This window comes from Chryseotalea sanaruensis, assembly GCF_003990915.1.
Classification (GTDB): domain Bacteria; phylum Bacteroidota; class Bacteroidia; order Cytophagales; family Cyclobacteriaceae; genus Chryseotalea; species Chryseotalea sanaruensis.
On the sequence record NZ_BHXQ01000001.1, the window covers coordinates 109,626 to 128,447 of the forward strand.

Here is an 18,822-nt window from a genome sequence, read left to right on the forward strand (position 1 = left end):
AGGGACGATGATTTATTTAGTTTCTCCTCCCTAGTTGAAAAAACCATCATCTCGATTAATGTTGCCTTGGTGGTGCGCAGGAGTGAGGAAGCAATCTTTATTGATTAGCTGATTCGTTGATGTGCTAATTCGGAGATTGATTTGAGATGATTAGATAAATCGAGAATTTGAAATTACCAATTGTCAACTTAACCCACCACAACTTCTTTTGGCTCAAGTGTTTTAGTATGCGCAATAGAAGCATACACAGTAGCGCTGGGGCGTGCTATCCTCTCTTTAGTTTCAAGATCGCAGCTATAAAGTCCAAATTGATAAGTAGGGCCAAGTGCCCACTCAAAATTATCCCAGGTGCTCCAATAGTAGTATCCTTTAATATCGACACCCTCTTGTAATAGGTCGTGAACAATTTTTAAGTAATCGTGGATAGCCCTTACCCTTAGGGTATCATCTTTAGTGCAAATGCCATTCTCAGTAATAATGATTGGCTTTTTATACTGCTTCCAATACCTCAAAATGGTTTCCCGCAAACCCTCCGGATAATACTCCCACATGTCGTCATGGTCCTTGCCACTATTGATGAGTTTGTCGGGTGTTGTTACCATCGTTACGGGCAGTGGATCGTGATTGATTCTTGCGTAATAGCTCATCCCAAAAAAATCAACCCTTTCAAAATGCTTAGGTACAAATTGCATAAACCAATGGTCTAGCAACTTGGCAGGCAACCAACCCATAAGGTTATCAGCTGCGAATACAGCACAATTATGTGATATGCCCACAGGTTTGTCGGGAGTGTGTTCCTTAAGCAGGGTATAGGCTTGGTCATGTGCCTTTCCCATATTGCGTACCACCTTTATGGCTGTGATCAGGTTCTTTTTGAAAGGCGGGAATTGTCCTATTCCCCAGCCGAAACTGGCGTACACATTTGGCTCGTTAAAAGTATTCCAGTAAGAAACATACTGACCAAATTCTGCCACAAGTTGTTCTACGAAATCCAGCCACAAGTCAATGTTATCCTCCTTTTCCCAGCCACCCAACGTACTAAACCAGGTAGGGTTAGTAAAGTGGTGAAGCACCATCATGATGTTTACATTTCTTCTCTTGAGGGCTTTTAAAAGCGTATGGTATTCTTCAACTGTTTCGGGATGAAAGCTTGCCTTTGGAGCGCGTTGCAGTTTGCTCCACATCAAACTCATGCGGTAGGCAGGAGCGAGGTCGGCAATGAGTTGGGCATCGTCTTCAAACCTGCGCTCATGGTCTGTAGTGCTCTCGAACACATGGCCATCCATAGATTTTACGCCTTGCCAATCATGGTCAAAAGCAGTTTCAATCTGGTAGGACGAGGTACTCGTGCCAAACAAAAAAGTATCAGGGAAGTGTAGTGCCATTGTTAGCTATATATAAAAGCAAAAAGCGATAGACTTTTTGCCTATCGCTTTTTACATGGGAACAGACTTTTTACATGCCTGAACCTGATGAAGAACCTTCGCTGTCACCACCAAACAAGGATACTTGAGGTGCTGGTGCAGGAGCTGGTACTGGTGCAGGAGCAGGTGCTGCAACCGCCTTTTTCCTAGGAGCAGATTTCCTTTTAGGAGCTGCTTTCTTAGAAGCTGCCTTCTTAGGAGCAGCTTTTTTAGCGGCTGCCTTTTTCTTAGGAGCGGCCTTTTTAGCAGACTTTTTAGCTGCTTTTTTCACAACTTTCTTAACAGCTTTTTTAGCCGACTTCTTCTTAGAAGCTGCTTTCTTAGCTGCCTTCTTTACTGATTTTTTAGCAGCTTTTTTCACCACTTTTTTGGCTGATTTTTTCGCTGCCTTCTTTGCTTTTTTTGCCATAGCTTTTAAGGTGTAGTTTAATTCAAAATGAATTGTGTCCAAAATTTAAAAAAATAATTTGCCAATAGTAAGCACAATGCAATAAATTTTAAAATCTATTTACCAATACAGAACTTACTGAAGATGTTATCCAGCAAATCATCAGTAGTAATTGCACCTGTTAGTTCACCTAAATAGTGCAAAGCTTGTCGGATATCCATCGCAATAAGGTCACCACTAATCTCAGTCATGAGTCCCTCCAACACACGTTCAAGTGCCTCGTGTGTCTGTGTTAATTGCTGATAATGACGCAAACTGGTAACAATAGCATCACCTTGTTTTACCTCTTGTCTGTTTACTTTCTCCAGTATTTTATCTTTTAATGGGCCAAGACTTTGTTGTTGCGCTGCTGATATTAATACAAATTCTTTCGCATTAACATAATTCAGAAGCTCAGCTTTGGCCTTATCAACTTTATTACCAACACGAATAATAATGGCACCCGATAAGCCTGTTAGGAGGGCCTCCTGCGCTTCAATCTCTTCAATGCTGGTGTTGGCAAGGTCATAGAGATAAAGGATAAGGGAGGCTTTATTCATACGCTCCAGCGTACGCTCAATCCCAATGGATTCTACAATGTCAGTTGTCTCTCGCAGTCCTGCAGTATCTACAAAGCGAAAGGCAATGCCGCCCAATACAATTTCATCTTCAATAAAGTCGCGTGTAGTGCCCGGGATATCAGAGACTATAGCACGTTCTTCATTAAGCAAGGCATTCAATAATGTTGATTTACCTGAGTTAGGTTTACCAGCAATTACGGTTGGAATTCCATTTTTAATAACATTACCCTGATCGAAAGAAGCGATAAGTGGTGTAATGTAATGTTGTATTTTAATCACAAGATTTCTTAAATCATCTCGCTTGGCGAACTCAACATCCTCTTCTCCAAAGTCCAGTTCAAGCTCAACCAATGAGGCAAAATGAATGAGCTCTTCACGTAATACAGCGAGGTCTTTTGAAAAGCCACCTCTCATTTGTTGTAGGGCAACCTGGCGTGCCGTATCAGTCTCGGCATGAATTAGATCGCCCACTGCCTCTGCCTGTGCCAGATCCATCTTCCCGTTCAAAAATGCACGCTTGGTAAATTCGCCAGGTTCTGCGAGTCTTGCTCCGTTTTTTAACAATACTTTAATAATCTCCTTAACAATAACAGGGGAGCCATGACAAGATATTTCTATGGCATTTTCAGTGGTGAAGGAGTGAGGCGCCTTAAAGACAGCCACCAGTACCTCGTCAATGATTTTAACACCATCTCGTATGGTTCCAAAATGAAGCGTATGTGAAGCTTGTTCGAGCAGGTCTTTTCCCTTGAAAACTTTGTTGGTTATGGCTATGGCATCATGGCCCGACAAGCGGATGAGTGCTATAGCGGCTAATCCCTGACCGGATGCCAGTGCTACGATGGTATCATGTGTTTGCATGTAGCGCAAAGATAAGGATTAACGACTGCTTTGGTTTTACCTGGTTGCAGAAGCGTATCATACCGGATTGAGATAAAACAAAAATCCCCGGTTCAAAAGAACCAGGGATTCAGGGTCGGTTTGGTTTGAAATTTTAACGGTGAGAGATGACTACCTTTTTCATAAACATACCTGCTGAAGACTCAACCTTGATCAGGTAAACACCAGCTGACAGTGTTTCAGTGTCGATCTGTTTGCTTTGCTCTCCTTTCTCAAAAGTAATCTCACGTACTATTTTACCCATTTGATCAAACATAACCAGCGGTGTTTGTTTAGTGGCAATTGCTGGCAAGGTTATCACCAATTCCCGATCTGCCGGGTTAGGATAAACTTCAAAGCTGTTAGAAGAAGGGTCTTCGATGGCAGTTACCACCTTAGGATTACCCAGATCACGCACTATAAATGATTGGTAAATGGTTTTTGTAAGCTCATCTTGTAAGAACACTACTACAGAGATATCATCCTCAGGGGCAAAAGCAGAGCCCTCAGCCCACGCTAAAGCCACACGTTTTTCTCCGTCTTTCACCAATGAAGTGAATTTAGTTCCGGCAGCATTCGGTAACATGCTTCTAAGCACATAATTAAACTGCGTTTCACCCGATGGAACTGTTCCAATGGAGGTATTAAGACTGGTTAATATTTCCTGCTCAACCACCATTACATGAAGCACCGTAGCTCTTGTACTAAGGTCAATCAGTGGCGTGAATTCAACGATTATACTATCCGCTTCTAATCCAGACTCGTTCAAGGTTACGTTAATGTTTGCATCTGCCAGATCAAGAATGCGCTTATCGAATTCGCGTTGACCCCAATCACTAAACATTAAATTTTGTCCTACAGGTATTGAACCATCAAGCCTTGCATTAGGCACATCAGCGATACCATAATACAACGCACGAGCACCAGGATCATCCGGATTCATCGCATTAAATGGATCTGCTCCCGGGAAGGCCGTATGATAGTTTACTTTAATAATCTCAACACCTTCTGAAGCAGAGACGAAATCATTGATCGCCTGATTCTCGGCAGCAATACGCGCGTCTGATGAACCGCTATTGGTGAAGCCTTCCACAAGTACAGTTCTTGTACCGTTACCAATGCGAACATTATCAATGGCAAAACCATCTTTCGTCTTCAGGGTAGCCGTAGAAGCAATGGCAAATCGGAATACGATTTGAGTGTTATTGTTCAGTGGAAGACTCTGGCCATTTACATCTAGAAAATTTAACTTATGCTTGGCAGTTCTCCAACCCGTAGCGGTTTCTGTCCATCCATAATCACCATCAGTTTGATCGCCAGGACGGGCAGCAATACCCACTTTGTTATACCATTCAACACCAGTGCTTTCCTGATCTGCGAAGCTTCCCAAGCGGCTCCATACTTTGGCGGGGTCAGCAATGTTTAAATTGTCTGTAGAGTATTCCAAAACCACACCGTCAATATCATCAAGATCAGTGAATAGGTCGAAGGTAATAATGGGTCTGTCTAATCCTGTAAGATCAAAATTAGGGCTATACAGTGCTGACGCTTCGTTGGCATTATAAGCGCCACTTAAGTTAGTGATCCAAACGTTATCGCCATTTTCACTTCCATTTAGGATGGTTGTTTTAGCGGCTTCACCACGCTCCCAAGAGACATTTGTACCAAAAGGTATCCAGTCATTTTCATTGGCATCAGATTCAAAAGTATCTTCAAATGCACTGGATGCATCCGGAGCTGCCTGAGGTACCGTTACAACTGTTTTGGTAATTTCATCGACACAGCCTCCTGCAGAGGTAACCGTAAGCGTAATGTCGAAGACGCCTGAAGGTGTGGTATAGTCACTAAACACACTGGATGTAGTAGTGAGCGTATTAGGGAATACACCAGGTATTGACTGCAGATCTTTATTTCCGATATCTGAAAGATTGGTGACATCAATAGACGAGACTCCTTCAAATGAGAAATCAGCAACAGGGATGCTGCCTACTGTTACAGCTATGTTTGAAGTATTGCTACATCCAAATGTAGAAGTTGTAACCAATGATACATTATACTTCAAAGATTGTGTAAAGGTATGTACCGTATCGATGCCAGTAGCTTCATTCGGATTGTTACCTGTGGCATTGACATCTCCAAAAGCCCAATGATATTCACTAATACTACCATTGGCAATATTACTATTAGAGGCATTGAATTTTAAAGGAATTCCTTCACAGTAAGCGTCAACCGTTGGTGTGTTTATTGTTTCTTCGCTTTCGTAAGTAAACTGGCTTACTGGATTTGGCACAATTCGTATTGTCAATTCACCTATTGAAGAACATGGGGAATTATTCTCTTGATAAGTATAACGCACTATCAGGTTCTTATAACCATTGGTAATTCCAACATTTGTTGTTCCTAAAATAAGCATTGGATTTAGTGTTGAAGTACCGTTGCCATTATCAACGAATGCACTTCCCGGATAATTAACAATTGGTTGACCGTCTTCAGAAACGAGTGTGAAAGTACCAACAGATGCTCCTGTTGATGCAGCAGGATAGCCGTTCAAGATAATAGCACCACCAGCCTCACAAAATACAGGAATACTTTTACTATTGGCAACAATAGTATTTGTGATATTACTTGATCCGATTTCAATTACAGGGATGGCAGGAACAAAAACTTCAACCTCTTGACGAATTGGTATTATAGAACTAGCATCAGCTTGACTCCTGTATTTACCTGTAAACTCAATTTTTCCTAAGGATCCACCATCATAATAGATGCTTCCCTTAGGTGATAGTTTTCGGAATTTCTCATATGGATTCTCTGCTATACCCAACGCTTCACTGTTAGCATTTAATATTTTAGTATAGTCCATCTTATAGTCTCTGTATGGCTGAGATGGGATAGCTGGAATTTGCATTACCGGTATTGTGTTTACAAGACTCCTCCAGTCATTACCATTTATAGTTTGACTCGCTGGTGCAGTTTCGGGTATATCGGCATATAGCTCTAGCAAATCATAACCGTTTAAAGCGTTACCTAAAATTGTAGCAGAAAGCGGAAGTATGCTTACTGATAATCCAGGAAACTGTTCGTTAATAATACACTGCTGAGTTGCCAAGCCTGGTATTGCCTCTACACTATTATAAATAGTATATTGTTCCGCAACGGTAGAAACACAACCATTCATATCGGTATGGACCATTGTAATGTTGAACGCAGGATTTGTTTGCGCCAGACTTAACTCATCATTGGTAACGCTAAAGCCTGTAAAAAAGGAAGGTCCATAATCATTGGCAGGAACTTCCGGAATTAAACGAACAATAGAACGATCTGAGGAATTAAAATTGTTAGGGATTGCAGTTACGACATCTGTGATTTCGATTGGCGGTGCTGCAAAATTGTTTGCCTCGGAATAGCTGTTGGTAAAACTTAAAGGGGTGGCCGCACTTGAAACAATGGTACCTAGTACAGCTCCTTCCGCCAATGTAGGGATTGCATTACCTGCAAAACGCCTAATGCTTCCATTAACATCTGCGTTATTTGCAATAACGAATAAATTGGAAATTGTAATGGCATCCAGATCAACATTAGCGTCAACTAGGAAGGATATATTCAAGAGCGTATTGTTAAGAAAACTAAATTGAAGTTGTGTCGGATCAAAATCTGTCCCTGTCAAAACAATGTCAGGTTGCACATCTACATCAAATTGGAAACCGGTAGGAAGGATAATATTGAAATTTTGAGCACCAATATTAAATTCACTTACATTACTCTCAGCGATAATAATTGGATCTGCTAACAAGGCTTCACTATTAGCACATATCTGGTACAAAGGCTTATTTAAATATAGCGATGTAGGTGTAGGAGGTGCAGTTATTTTAAAAGTTGGATTTCCAACACTACCTAGACCAGCGCCATAGTTTGTATTTTTTGGGCCGAAAGGTGCCAAGGTTGGTACAGGTTGTGGTAAGGCATCATTTTCTGCGTACATCCACACATCGTAGGTTGTACCCCCGATTAAATTCGTTGTAAATATTCCATGTTGTAATGCTTCAATCTGCTTAATTTCAATCACCCCACTAGCAGCCACCGTTCCTAAATATCCAGATAAAATTGATGGATTTTTTATCTGTGCAGTCGTTGGAACTGGGTCATTCTCATCGACAATTAAGAAATAGGCCTTTCCAAACTGATTAAAAGAAGCATTGATAGAACCTCCTGAAGGCGTGAAATAATACTTAGTCTCATCAGTGGTTATCATAGTAGGAGGGTTCTCACTGGCAATTTTAAAATATAGGGTACCATTATAGGAGATACCACCAAAGAGATTGGTGCCATCATCAGCAATACCAGTACCTGTATTTGTGAGAGGATTGAATGTGCCTGGTTCAATGGTAAGATAGTAAACGCCATCTGCTTCAAGCACAGTGCCTGGAGGTATGTTGAAGGTAAGTGGGGTTGGATTAGTTACTGATCCTGCTACGGGCTCGTTAAGTGCATATCTACCATTTGCAGCGGTAAGTGTAGCAACTAAACTATTGTCTTCGCGATTATAAAGTTTAGCAATACCATCGTAAGTCCACACAGGGACATCAAATGTTAGTGTAATCGTACTTTGAGCAGGATCAACATTTAATTGCCCATTCTCCGGATATGAGCTGATCAATATTGGGGGTCGCTTAGAGGCAAATGAATATTGTTTGCCAGTGACATTTGCTTTGGAACTTCCCGCAGTAGTATTTAGTAAATTATTTGTCAGAGAACCAAAGCCTTCATCTAATACCTTAGGTGTAAGTCGTGAGCTATTGCTGTTTGCTGTTGGATCTACATCTACTAATAAGAAATAGGAGAGAGTTGAATTACTATTGTTAAGGTTTCTAGGTGTAGGGAAAGTAATAGTCACCATATCCTGTGCTGTGATAGACAATAGTGGATCAATAATTGGTGATCTGCCTTCTGTAACAATTCCTCCATATGCGGTTATATTCGTAGAGCCTGCGAACGTTCCTGTTGTAGACTCAAAAACCCTGAAATTTTTTAATATGGTTGTGGAAGAACTTTTATAAGGAAGATCAAATAGAATAGAGAAACCATTTAATGTTGGCTCGGATCCTGTCTTATGTAAGGCCTTAATATCAACTCCAAAAATAACTACGTTGGTTGACCCGCCTTGAATGTTGGGTGAAACAACTACACCATTTGTATTCTCTATAGCGGTAACATGAATAACATCAACAACTGAACTGGCAGTTGACCCTCCTGTAATGCTCGATAAGCCATTGGATGTTACAGTGTATGTTCCTGAACCTGCAAATAAATATTGCAGACCTGTAAAATTCAGAATTCCATTAGTAAAGCTTCTGTTAACGCTTGTGACATTTGGCACTACACCATTTTCAATGGTTGCACTGAAATTGAAGTCAAGGTCTACTATACCATTGTTGTCTCGTGCTTCTACTACAGGCGTTACAGAAAGTGGTTGATCTATCCCTTCAATGGAAGCAGGTTGTGTTGTAAAGTCAAGACGAGTCGCTGTAACCTCAAGTAAATTCCTGTTAGCCGGAGCAGTAAGTGAACCAGGAGGGTTACCTGCTACGTATCCTACCACAGGCTCATAAAAACGTGAACCACCACCCAGTGTTGCGCTTACGATGGAAAGTCGAACAGGAATGTTATCAATAATTACAGCAGGAGTATTGAAGAAAGTAGCCCTTAGTCTGAATAGCTTTCTACCGTCATCTGGGGCTGTTATGCCCAGCAATGGACCAAAGGTTATCTGACCATCAGCGCCAACAATAACAAAGTCCGTGGCATCTTTCTCCTGTAATTCATTATCATTTTCATCGTAGATGGCAATTTTTCTTATTGTCTCATGATTTTCGAAACTAAAGGTGATGGAATTGAGTATGGTTGCAGCACCATCTATATCACCCGGTATGCCATCACCATCACCATCAGATATTACAAGTTCCAATAGATTAAAGCTGTTGTTGTTTTCAATATTGGTAGCCTGATAATCTTTGTATGGAATATTTTCAGGTAATTCATAACCATTTTCAGCAGTAATAAAAGATTCAAATGACGCAGCCACGTCAAATTGTGTACTCACAGCAGCGGTTGGTAAAGCGCCTAGTTGATTATTTGTTGTCACAGGAACAGTGAGCGTGAGGTCTTCTCCATCTTGCTCAAATTGGAAATTAGGCGCTAAGATGGCAAAGTCATATACACCAGCTACGAAGTTTCCAGTTGGCTCATTGTTCATGACAAGTGTCAATGAGTTCGTCACTGTACCTACAGCACCTGTGTAATCGCTATCCAGATTGTTATTGGCATCGCGCGCTCCAAGGACTATATATGGATTATCGATGTTCGTGAACGTACTGATGTTGGTAGCGTTGGGGTTGACAAGGAAATCAATCTTGGTAGCAACAACTTCAAGTTTATTCTCATCGCCATTTGCAGTACTCACAATACCCACTGGACTTGTAGTGGCAAATTGTGAAGAGGTAACGTTACGGGCAGTTACACTAACTACTGAAAAGGTGATCACTTCATTATCACCAACAGTATTTAAGAAACTTCCTTTAACTGTAAGATCATTTTCATTATCATCATTAGCACTAAACTCAAATCCAGATAGTACAAGTTCACCAGTTATAATATTAATATTGGTGGCAACGTTCACCTCAACTAACTCAGTGCCGCCATCATATAGGGCGATGTTTCTTAAATTTTCCCAGTTGTTAATGGCTAATGTTATGCCGGTAAGTACTGTCTCAGTACCATCCGTATCATTGGCTGCCAAACCGCCATCTCTTACGAGGAATCTTTCTAATGAAACACCACTACCACCGGTAATATCAGCAGTTTGATGATTGATGTATTGGATATCGGTAGGATAAGTGAAAGATGCGTCTTTGATTATATCAGAGGCGTTAGAGTAATTTACGGTAAAGGATATACTCTGTGCTGTGGTTAAACCAGCGGAGCTTACAAATAGATTTGTTATTCCTCCGGCTGGTCCGTTGCCAGCACTGGTTACATTAAAGGCAGGATCAAAAGTAATTATGCCGTTGTTGTTGGTTAATGTCGTATTTGCTAAAGTATAAGTGGCCGGAGTCTGACTTGTTACTGCAGGAGTACCCGCATAATCAGTATCAAGATTGCCATTTGCATCCCTTGCCTTAACAACTGGTGATGGGTTTATAGGAGCATCATAGTTTTGAGAAGCGTTAGGTTGTGTGGTAAAATCTAATCTTGTGGCTACTACTTCAACAGTATTGTTTCCATTTCCTGAAGAAGTGGTACTGGCTTGCAAAGCACTACTTTGTGGGCTAGCCAATATTGTAATGTCATTCTGATTTACATTAAAAACAAAGTCCTTATTGTCAAGATCATCCACAATGGAACCATCGATTGGGTTTCCTGCAGGGCCTTTTAAGACAATTCTTAAACGGTATGTTTTAGAAGCACCATCACTAATATATCCAAGATCAGATGCTAACGTATTGTTCATACCGGAGAAAGTAATTTCAGTTCCGGCTACGTTTATAACTCCATTAAGAATATTAACACCATCACTTAATCTTACTGATGCTATCGCATTATTCCAATTGGCAAGTATTCCATCATTTCCAACACCTTGCGTAATTCTGATCTGACTGATTCTTGTTGGTAAACCATCGTTGTCTTCCAATGTTGTTCCATTAGCGCCAGCATCATCTGTAATGGTAAAGTCGAAGTTGTCTACAGCGCTAACTAATGTATTGCTTAATGAAGAAATTGTGGCAGGCTCAGGTGCAGCACCTGCGGTAATTTGAGTTAGATTGGTGATTACTGCCGTAACGTTGGTACTGGTTGCCATTGAAACTGTTGTGGCACCTGTACCAATTACCCTGATCTGCGTTGTGCCTGTAGCTAAGAGTGAATAGTTGCTAAGTGTCAAAATACCACCTGCAGGAAAAGCCAAGTGTGTTGTTGTTTGCGCCAGCGCGTTTGTATTGTTAACTGTAATACTTTCGTTGTAGCCTAGATCTAGATTATTATTAGCATCAAGTGCGTATACCTTAGGGGCAGTTGCTATAGGGAAATTGGAGGCCACACCAATTTGTGGCTGAGGTTGAGTAGGTGTACCAGGTGTTCCTTGTGTACGGAATGCCAATTGAGAAGCGACTACATTTACTCGGTTATTAAGAGCACCAGATTGAACTACTTGAGCTGCCTGAAGTGTTGTGCTTAGTTGATCGTTGCTAGTGTCGTTGTAAGCAAAACTCGAATTGTTAACTGCAAATGCGAAGTTCAGGCCATCAATGTTTGCAGGTAGCGTTCCTCCCAGTGAACTTTTAAGCCATATTTTAACCGTATAATTTTTAAAAGAAGCGTCATTGATAAAGCCAAGGTCTGCTGCTCCTGATGAAGGTATACCAGTGAAAATAATTTGATTATTAGTTATAGATGAGGCAACGATTGAATTGGTGCCATCACTTAATACTGCACCATCTATGGCTTGTGTCCAGTCAGTTATATCATTTCCAGTTCCCTGAAATACAGTGAGCGCTGAGAATTTAAAAGGAGCACTATCTGAATTAACAGTTTCATCAGTTATGACAAAAGCCATATTTCCATTGGTTTGTGCTTCAGCTTCTCCCTGAGTATCTACTAATGCACTTATAGTAGTGTTTATCCCTAATAGGTTAAGGGTTGCTGAGGCTGCTGTAGTTGTGTTAGTAGTGCCTGTCAAGACAGTACCTAAACGGTAGTCCAGTAGAAATTGGCTGTTGTATAATCCTGAAAAATTTACAGATATAATTCTGAAATCATAATCGATACCAGATTTGAGTGTTAGGGCGAAATAATTTAAAAGATCATACGGCAAAGTGGTGGTTGTGCTGATCACCTCGCTGAATGTACCATCACTTAGATCAGTGTCGGGGCTATATTCTCCATCAACGGGATCAGTAAATGCAAGACCACTTTCATTTATTTGAATTAGGTAATAGTTCGCAGGAACAAGTGGAGCTACTGGGTGATCAAGGTCTATTACAAGATTAAAGGGGGTTTGGGTAACTACATTGAAATTGGTAGCTGCATTGCTTGGCTCAGGAAATACTATTGTGAAATAATCATTAAAGGCATCATTCAATGGGTCAGCCGGGTATGCAATGCTACCCGTAAATGCTCCATCACCAATGACAGGTCCCCCCAACGGATTACCTGCAGCATCAATTATGGAATTATTGTCCGTTACATTTAAAGCTAGCTGCGCATTACTAGATGCATCTAAAAGTTGTACGTTGCTTAAGGTAACTGTATAAACAGAACCAGAGCCTGAGACCCCAAGAATTCCAAAAGTAAGATCAGCGTCTGTAGTTCTGTTAAGCGAAAAATCAGTAACGTCAACACCTGTTACATTCTCACTGAATGTAACGATCCATGTTAATGTTTGAGAAGATGTGGCATTGGTAAAATTGTTACCGTTACCATCAACCCATAAAACGGTTGCAGGACTAATGCCTACTGAACTTATGGTAGGTACAACTGTGTCAATAGTAATAGCTTTATCATCACTGATGGAGTTTACTCCACCAGGCGCTGGCAAAGTAAGCACAGCATTGATATTAACAATATCGCGAATTAATGAAGTGCCTGGTAAGGTCAGTGAGTTAATATTTACATAGTCAAGGTCAGTTGTGTTTTGTCCTGCTGCGACTATGTATCTAAATGTAAGTATAGTTGTACCAGATCCTGAAAAATAGTTAGCCACACCGCCTGAGTTAAGGGCTAATTGAGGAAAAGTATTTACAAATACATTTTCCGAAAATTCGACTTGTATATCAATTACATCACCTGTGTTATAACTACCATCAACAGCTGATGTTGAAACTTCATTGATTGTAGGGGCCTGAGTATCAATTCTTATATTTCTTAAATCAATCAGGCGGTTTGGATTTATCGGTAGGGCAAGGTTGGCCGTATTATTATTTAAATCTTTAATGGTTGCACCAGCTAAATTGAAATTGGTAACATCAAGATCAGCTGTATTTTCACCACCAACAACCGTGTAGATGAAATCGATGTTGTTGGCACCTGCAGAGTTAAATGTGGCGGTTGCACCTGTGTTTAAGGTGAGTGTGGGTGTTCCGGAAAGACTTATGTTTTCATTGAAAACTACCCTCACAATTATATTTGCACCTGTGGTATAAGAACCATTAGCTGTAGGTGATGTAATACTTGTGATGGATGGAGGTCTGGTGTCAATAACAAAGGAAGGTGAGGCATCACCAACATCGGTATTACCAACAACATCAGTGGCTCCGCTGCCATTGCTCACAACTGCTGTTGCGGCTGCCTGAGTCTCAACGGTACCATTATGGGTAAATGTTTGAGTCCATACGGTGTTACCGACAGACCAGGCACCTGGGGCAGAAGTAAAATTATTAGTAGGAGAGAAGGTAATGGTTGGTGAGGTAGCAGGATTCATAGCCTCATCGTAGGTTACAGTTACAACCTGGGTTAGCGCAGCAGGTGGGCCAACATTTACAGAGCTTGACGAAGTGGTAACTGTTGATAAAGGATTTCGGGTATCTAATACGAAAGTTTCATTCCCGCCAACAAGGAGAAAATTGTTATTCAAATCGCGTGCATTTCCGGGATCAACAGTAAAGGTTTCCGGATTGAGTGTTTGCCCAACGCCATTATGTTGATAAACCACGGTGTAAGTCGTGGCATTTGTCCAGCCTTGTGAGAATACACTCCAATTTCCCGAAGTGATGTTGAAAACTGGTGCGCAGAGACCACATTGTTGCATAGCTTCACTAAAGACTATTGTCATAGTCTGTCGTAGTAGCGGTGTGCCATCATAAAAAGGATCTGCACTTGCCGTTAGACTGGCAATAGTAGGTGCTGTTACATCATCAAAATTATAAGACTGACTTGCGAATGCAGCACCACTTACCCCCGAAGAACCAGATATACCAAGGTTTGATGTATTAGGTGTAATTGTTAATGTAATTGCGGGTGTTAATGCACTAACATTAGCTTCCACATCTGCTACAATAAAATAATAGGTTGGCGTTCCGTTAATTGGTGCTGTAAAACCGGTAAAGTCAATGGCATTTCCCGGAGTAGTTCCTGTAGCCAAGGTTGTGAGCGTTCCTGTAGTATAGTCGTTGGTTGTTGAGTGAATAAGGCGAATGTTGGTGAACTTTCCATCTGGATCCACATTAGTGCTAGCCGCCAACGAAGTAAAATCAAGATTACTTCCTGTTGTTGTTAATGAGAATCCGAGTATGGCCACATTAGTACTGCTGCTATTTAAAGTAGGTCCAGGATTTACGCCACCGAATATTTCAGCAACAGTGGTATTGGAAGTAACAGTTATGCTATTAGTATAAGCAGAGTTAATGGCATTGGCTGTTACCCGCATGGAAGATGTACCGGCATTAGGGAAATTAAAACCTGAAACTGTAAAGTCTGCAATACCTGAAGCAAAGGCTGGTAGTGGACTATTTGCACCAAGGTTATCAGGGTTAGTAGTACTTACTGTTAGCGCATTGCCAAAATTGATGTCACGGTTATTATTAACGTCAGTTGCTTCAAATATAGGCTGTGTAGCAAGAGCCTGCGTGGCAATTGCGGCTGCAGATGGCTGTTGAGTAACACGAATAGCTGATGCATCAACATCTATTTCACCGTTAGCGCCTCCTGACTGAATAACAGTACCGTTTAAAATTTCACTGCTTGATACCCCAGAATTATTATAGGTAATATCTGCCTCATCCAGAGATAAGCTAAGGTTACGCCCGTCCACATTCATAGGTGTTGTCGATCCGAAACCACCAATTGTAGTTTTGAGCCAGATATTTAATGTCAGGTTTTTTTCATCCTCATCGTTAATTCTTCCTAAAGTATTTGATGAGTTACTACCTGCTCCGGAGCTAACTATGTTTGTAATTGTTATAGTATTAGCAGCGATAGTGATATTAGTTGTTTGGGTATTGCCATACTGGTCTGTTAGGTCAGCTCCCAAAATCACGTCTCTAAAATCATCTATATCATTTCCTGTTCCTGCCCGGAAGATGAGAGATGTAAGCCTTGTTGCCGAGTTGTCAAGTCCATCATCATCAACCTTAAATGTAAGTATGGGCATTTTAGTGCCGATAGTATTGGAAACGGACGATAATGTAGCTGCTGCAGAAACTGTAGTGAGTACACCAGCCACAGCTGTAGCCGTTGTTGATTGACTTGCAGCATTTACACCATCTGTTACAGTTGTGTTAAAGCAAACATTAGCATTGTTAAATTCATATGCCTTGAAGTGATAGCTTGTGGTCGCATTAAGATCAGTTACGGTTACGTTAACTCCTGTTCCAACGTAAATAGGAAAATAGTCTTCAGAAGGAACAACAATAGCTGGAGTACCTGCCCCATAAGTAGTACTTGCTGTATAAGAGGTGCCGTTGACAGGATTCTCATTTGAAGATGCTCCATTTCTTGCAAATACTGCAATCTGATCTCCATTTCCACGCGTCCAATTTACCTGCATCTGACCCTCAGAAACAGTACTGAAACTAATACCACTTGCCTGTGTTGAGGGTTCGATACATGGTGTGGTCTGGTTTCCTTCCAGTGGTGAAGAGTCTTTATAATTGATTGACTCACCGCTACCTGCGAATGAATATATTCTGTAATAATAATTGGTTACCGGATCTAATCCACTTTCGTTAAAGCTTGCAGCTGCTCCTGAATAAACAACCACTCCATTTCCTATTGCTTCTCCTGCGGTGTAAGTCGTTCCATCTACCGGGGCAGTGCTGGCAAATGCGCCTACTCTACGTACTGCGATAAACCCGGTTGAGGGACTGCCTCCGGAGTTTGCATTAAAGTTTACTGTAAATGAAGTCGGTGTAACTGAAGCAAAGCTAATATTATTGGGCGAGTTTGAGGGTTGTGTTGCCAGCGTACTGCGACTAGCGGTTGCAGCAGGTGTGAGGTAAGCAGCTGTGGATAATCCTGCACCATTGTATTCGTAAACGGCATAGTGATATACATTGCCGGCAGTAAGGGCTGTTACTGGTACTGAAGATCCGGTACCATCATACACAACCCTATTACCTGTGCCAATTTGTGTACCTGAACCAAAAGCCGGATTAGCATTGTAGTTAGTAAGATCTACAGGATCAGCATCAACGGGCGCCCCTTGTTTAGCCAGAACAATTCTTCTGTCACCATTTCCATTTGTCCAAGATACAGTTGTGGTAGTTGTACCAACACTGGAAAATACTATTGCAGATGCTTGGGTAGTGGGCTCTGTGCTTCTGTTACCCGTTAAAGGTGTTGTGCGATAATTCTCTGCACCAGTGCCTAAAGTTCCATTTACTTCATAGACAGCAAAATGATAGACGGCATCACCATTTAGACCTGTAACAACAATTGGTCCGCTGCCTGATCCCACCACTTTATTACCTTCTCCAACAGGACCAACTTCCGTTCCTGCCGAATAGTCACCATTAACAGTATAAGATGTTCCATCGGTAGGTGTAAAACTCACAGCACTACCTTGACGCACAACAACAATTCTTGACTCTGATGCGGCATTTGTATAATTAACTGTAATTGAATTATTCGTAATAGCACTAAATACCATTGCTGTAGATGAAGCACCAGGAGCCGATGATTCAATAGTATAACGGCTACCTTCTAAAGGAGAAACAACATTGTAATTAATAGTTGCTCCACTGCCGTTAAAAGAAAAAATGTCGTAAAAATATTGTGTGTCCTCCGTTAAACTTGTTTCATTAAAAGTCACTGCTGCCCCTACAAAAGCCACTGTACTAGTTCCAATGGTATTACCTGCTGTGTATACGGTTCCATCAACTGGAACGTCAACAGGGGAACTTCCTGTTCTTCTTAAGGCGATGTATCCTGCCGGGCTGCCAATTGCAGCTGTATAGTTTACTGTAAAAGTTGTTGAGGCAGGAACCGTAAAGTTAAGAGCTGTAGGTTGATTAGCAGGTTCAGTCGCCAAAGTAGATCTGTTTCCTTCCAGCGGTGCACTTCCTGTCAGATAATTAAAACTTCCAGAAGATCCATTAAAAGAATAAATTTTATAATAATAAGTGGTGGCAGCACTTAAACTACCATCCGAAAAATTTGGTGCGGATCCAATGTAAACGACTTCACCATCTCCTAAGGTTTGGCCTTCAGTGTAATCAACACCATCTGCGGGGTTTGTCGTAGGGGCTGCACCCGATCTGCGTACAGCAAAGTACCCATCAGGCGCACTAGGAGCTGCTGTGAAGCTAACGTCTAATGAATTGTTTGTAACATTACTGAATACAATAGCTGTTGGTTGATCACCGGGTGCATTAGCCCAGGTAATTCTGCTGGCTTCAAGTGGCGATGTTGTAAGGTAGTTAATAGAAGCACCGCTGCCATTGTAAGCAAACACATCGTAATGGTAAACAGTATTAGCCGTGAGACCAGCATCATTTAAGGTACCAAAGGCGCCAACAAATTCTACTGTTCCATCTCCTAAAACTGCATTTACACCGTAGGTAACTCCATCAACCGGAACAGCAGTAGGAGAGGCTCCACTATTTCTGATTATGATATAACCATCCGGTGCACCAACTGCGGCTGTGTAACTTAGGCTTAAAGTTGTTATACCAATCCCTGAGAATACGGGTGCTGTTGGCTGATTAGTGGGTTCTGTAGCCAACGTAATTCTGCTTCCTTCTAAAGGGGAGGCTCCAAGGTAATTAATGGCGTCACCTGTTCCGTTATAAGCATAAACATCGTAATGATATGTTGTAGCAGCTGTTAACGAAGCATCTGTAAATGGAACTGAGCCGATAGCGCCTATAAACTCAACGGTACCATCACCTAACACGTCATCAACTGCATAAGTTGTACCATCAACAGGTGCGTTAGAGGGAGATGCGCCTGTTCTTCTTATAACCAGATAGCCATCAGGATCGCTGGCACCCGCTGTAAATCCTACATCGTAAGAAGTTGCATTCAAATTTGTAAAGCTAAGTGCAGTCGCCTGATTGGCAGGTTGGGCTGCGAGTGTAGTTCTGCTTGTAGTAGGGCCTGTAAGTAGAAAAGCCGGGCCGGTAGTATTGTATGCAAAAATTTTAAAGTGGTAAACAGTGGCCGAATTTAAACCAGTATTCCATTCATATGTAGTAGTTGATGCGCCAACACTAATGGCACCAGAACCATCACCAAGATTTGCATCATCTGCAGGAATAGCTACAGGGTCTGCAAAAACTCCGGTGGTATTTGCAAGAATAAGATAATTTGTTCGGTTTGCATCAGCAACGTTACTCCAGGTAAGGGTAAGAGAGGTTGTTGTAAAAGCGCTGACCGTAAAACTAGTTGCATTTTGTGTGGGGGCTTGGGCATGGCCAACCTTTACCAGCAGCATTATGAATGAAACAGTAAGAAATAAATGATATAAAGATGATCTCATATTAACTGGGGGTCGTTAAAGCTGATTAAAGTGTTATTACTAGTG

The 18,822-nt window shown here is 41.4% G+C and carries 4 protein-coding genes; all 4 read right to left on the minus strand.

What is annotated here, in order from left to right; all coding sequences use genetic code 11:
* Nucleotides 1–188: 188 nt before the first annotated feature.
* Complete coding sequence (locus tag SanaruYs_RS00425; RefSeq protein ID WP_127120540.1) at nucleotides 189–1,385, minus strand: glycoside hydrolase family 1 protein; 1,197 nt, start codon at nucleotides 1,383–1,385, stop codon at nucleotides 189–191.
* Between the two features lie 70 nt (nucleotides 1,386–1,455).
* Nucleotides 1,456–1,833: a histone gene (locus tag SanaruYs_RS00430; RefSeq protein ID WP_127120541.1), complete on the minus strand. Its 378-nt coding sequence runs from the start codon at nucleotides 1,831–1,833 to the stop codon at nucleotides 1,456–1,458.
* Between the two features lie 95 nt (nucleotides 1,834–1,928).
* Complete coding sequence (mnmE, locus tag SanaruYs_RS00435) at nucleotides 1,929–3,293, minus strand: tRNA uridine-5-carboxymethylaminomethyl(34) synthesis GTPase MnmE (RefSeq protein WP_127120542.1); 1,365 nt, start codon at nucleotides 3,291–3,293, stop codon at nucleotides 1,929–1,931.
* A gap of 133 nt (nucleotides 3,294–3,426) precedes the next feature.
* Nucleotides 3,427–18,777, minus strand: a complete 15,351-nt coding sequence (locus tag SanaruYs_RS00440; protein ID WP_127120543.1) for a T9SS type A sorting domain-containing protein — start codon at nucleotides 18,775–18,777, stop codon at nucleotides 3,427–3,429.
* Nucleotides 18,778–18,822 lie beyond the last annotated feature (45 nt).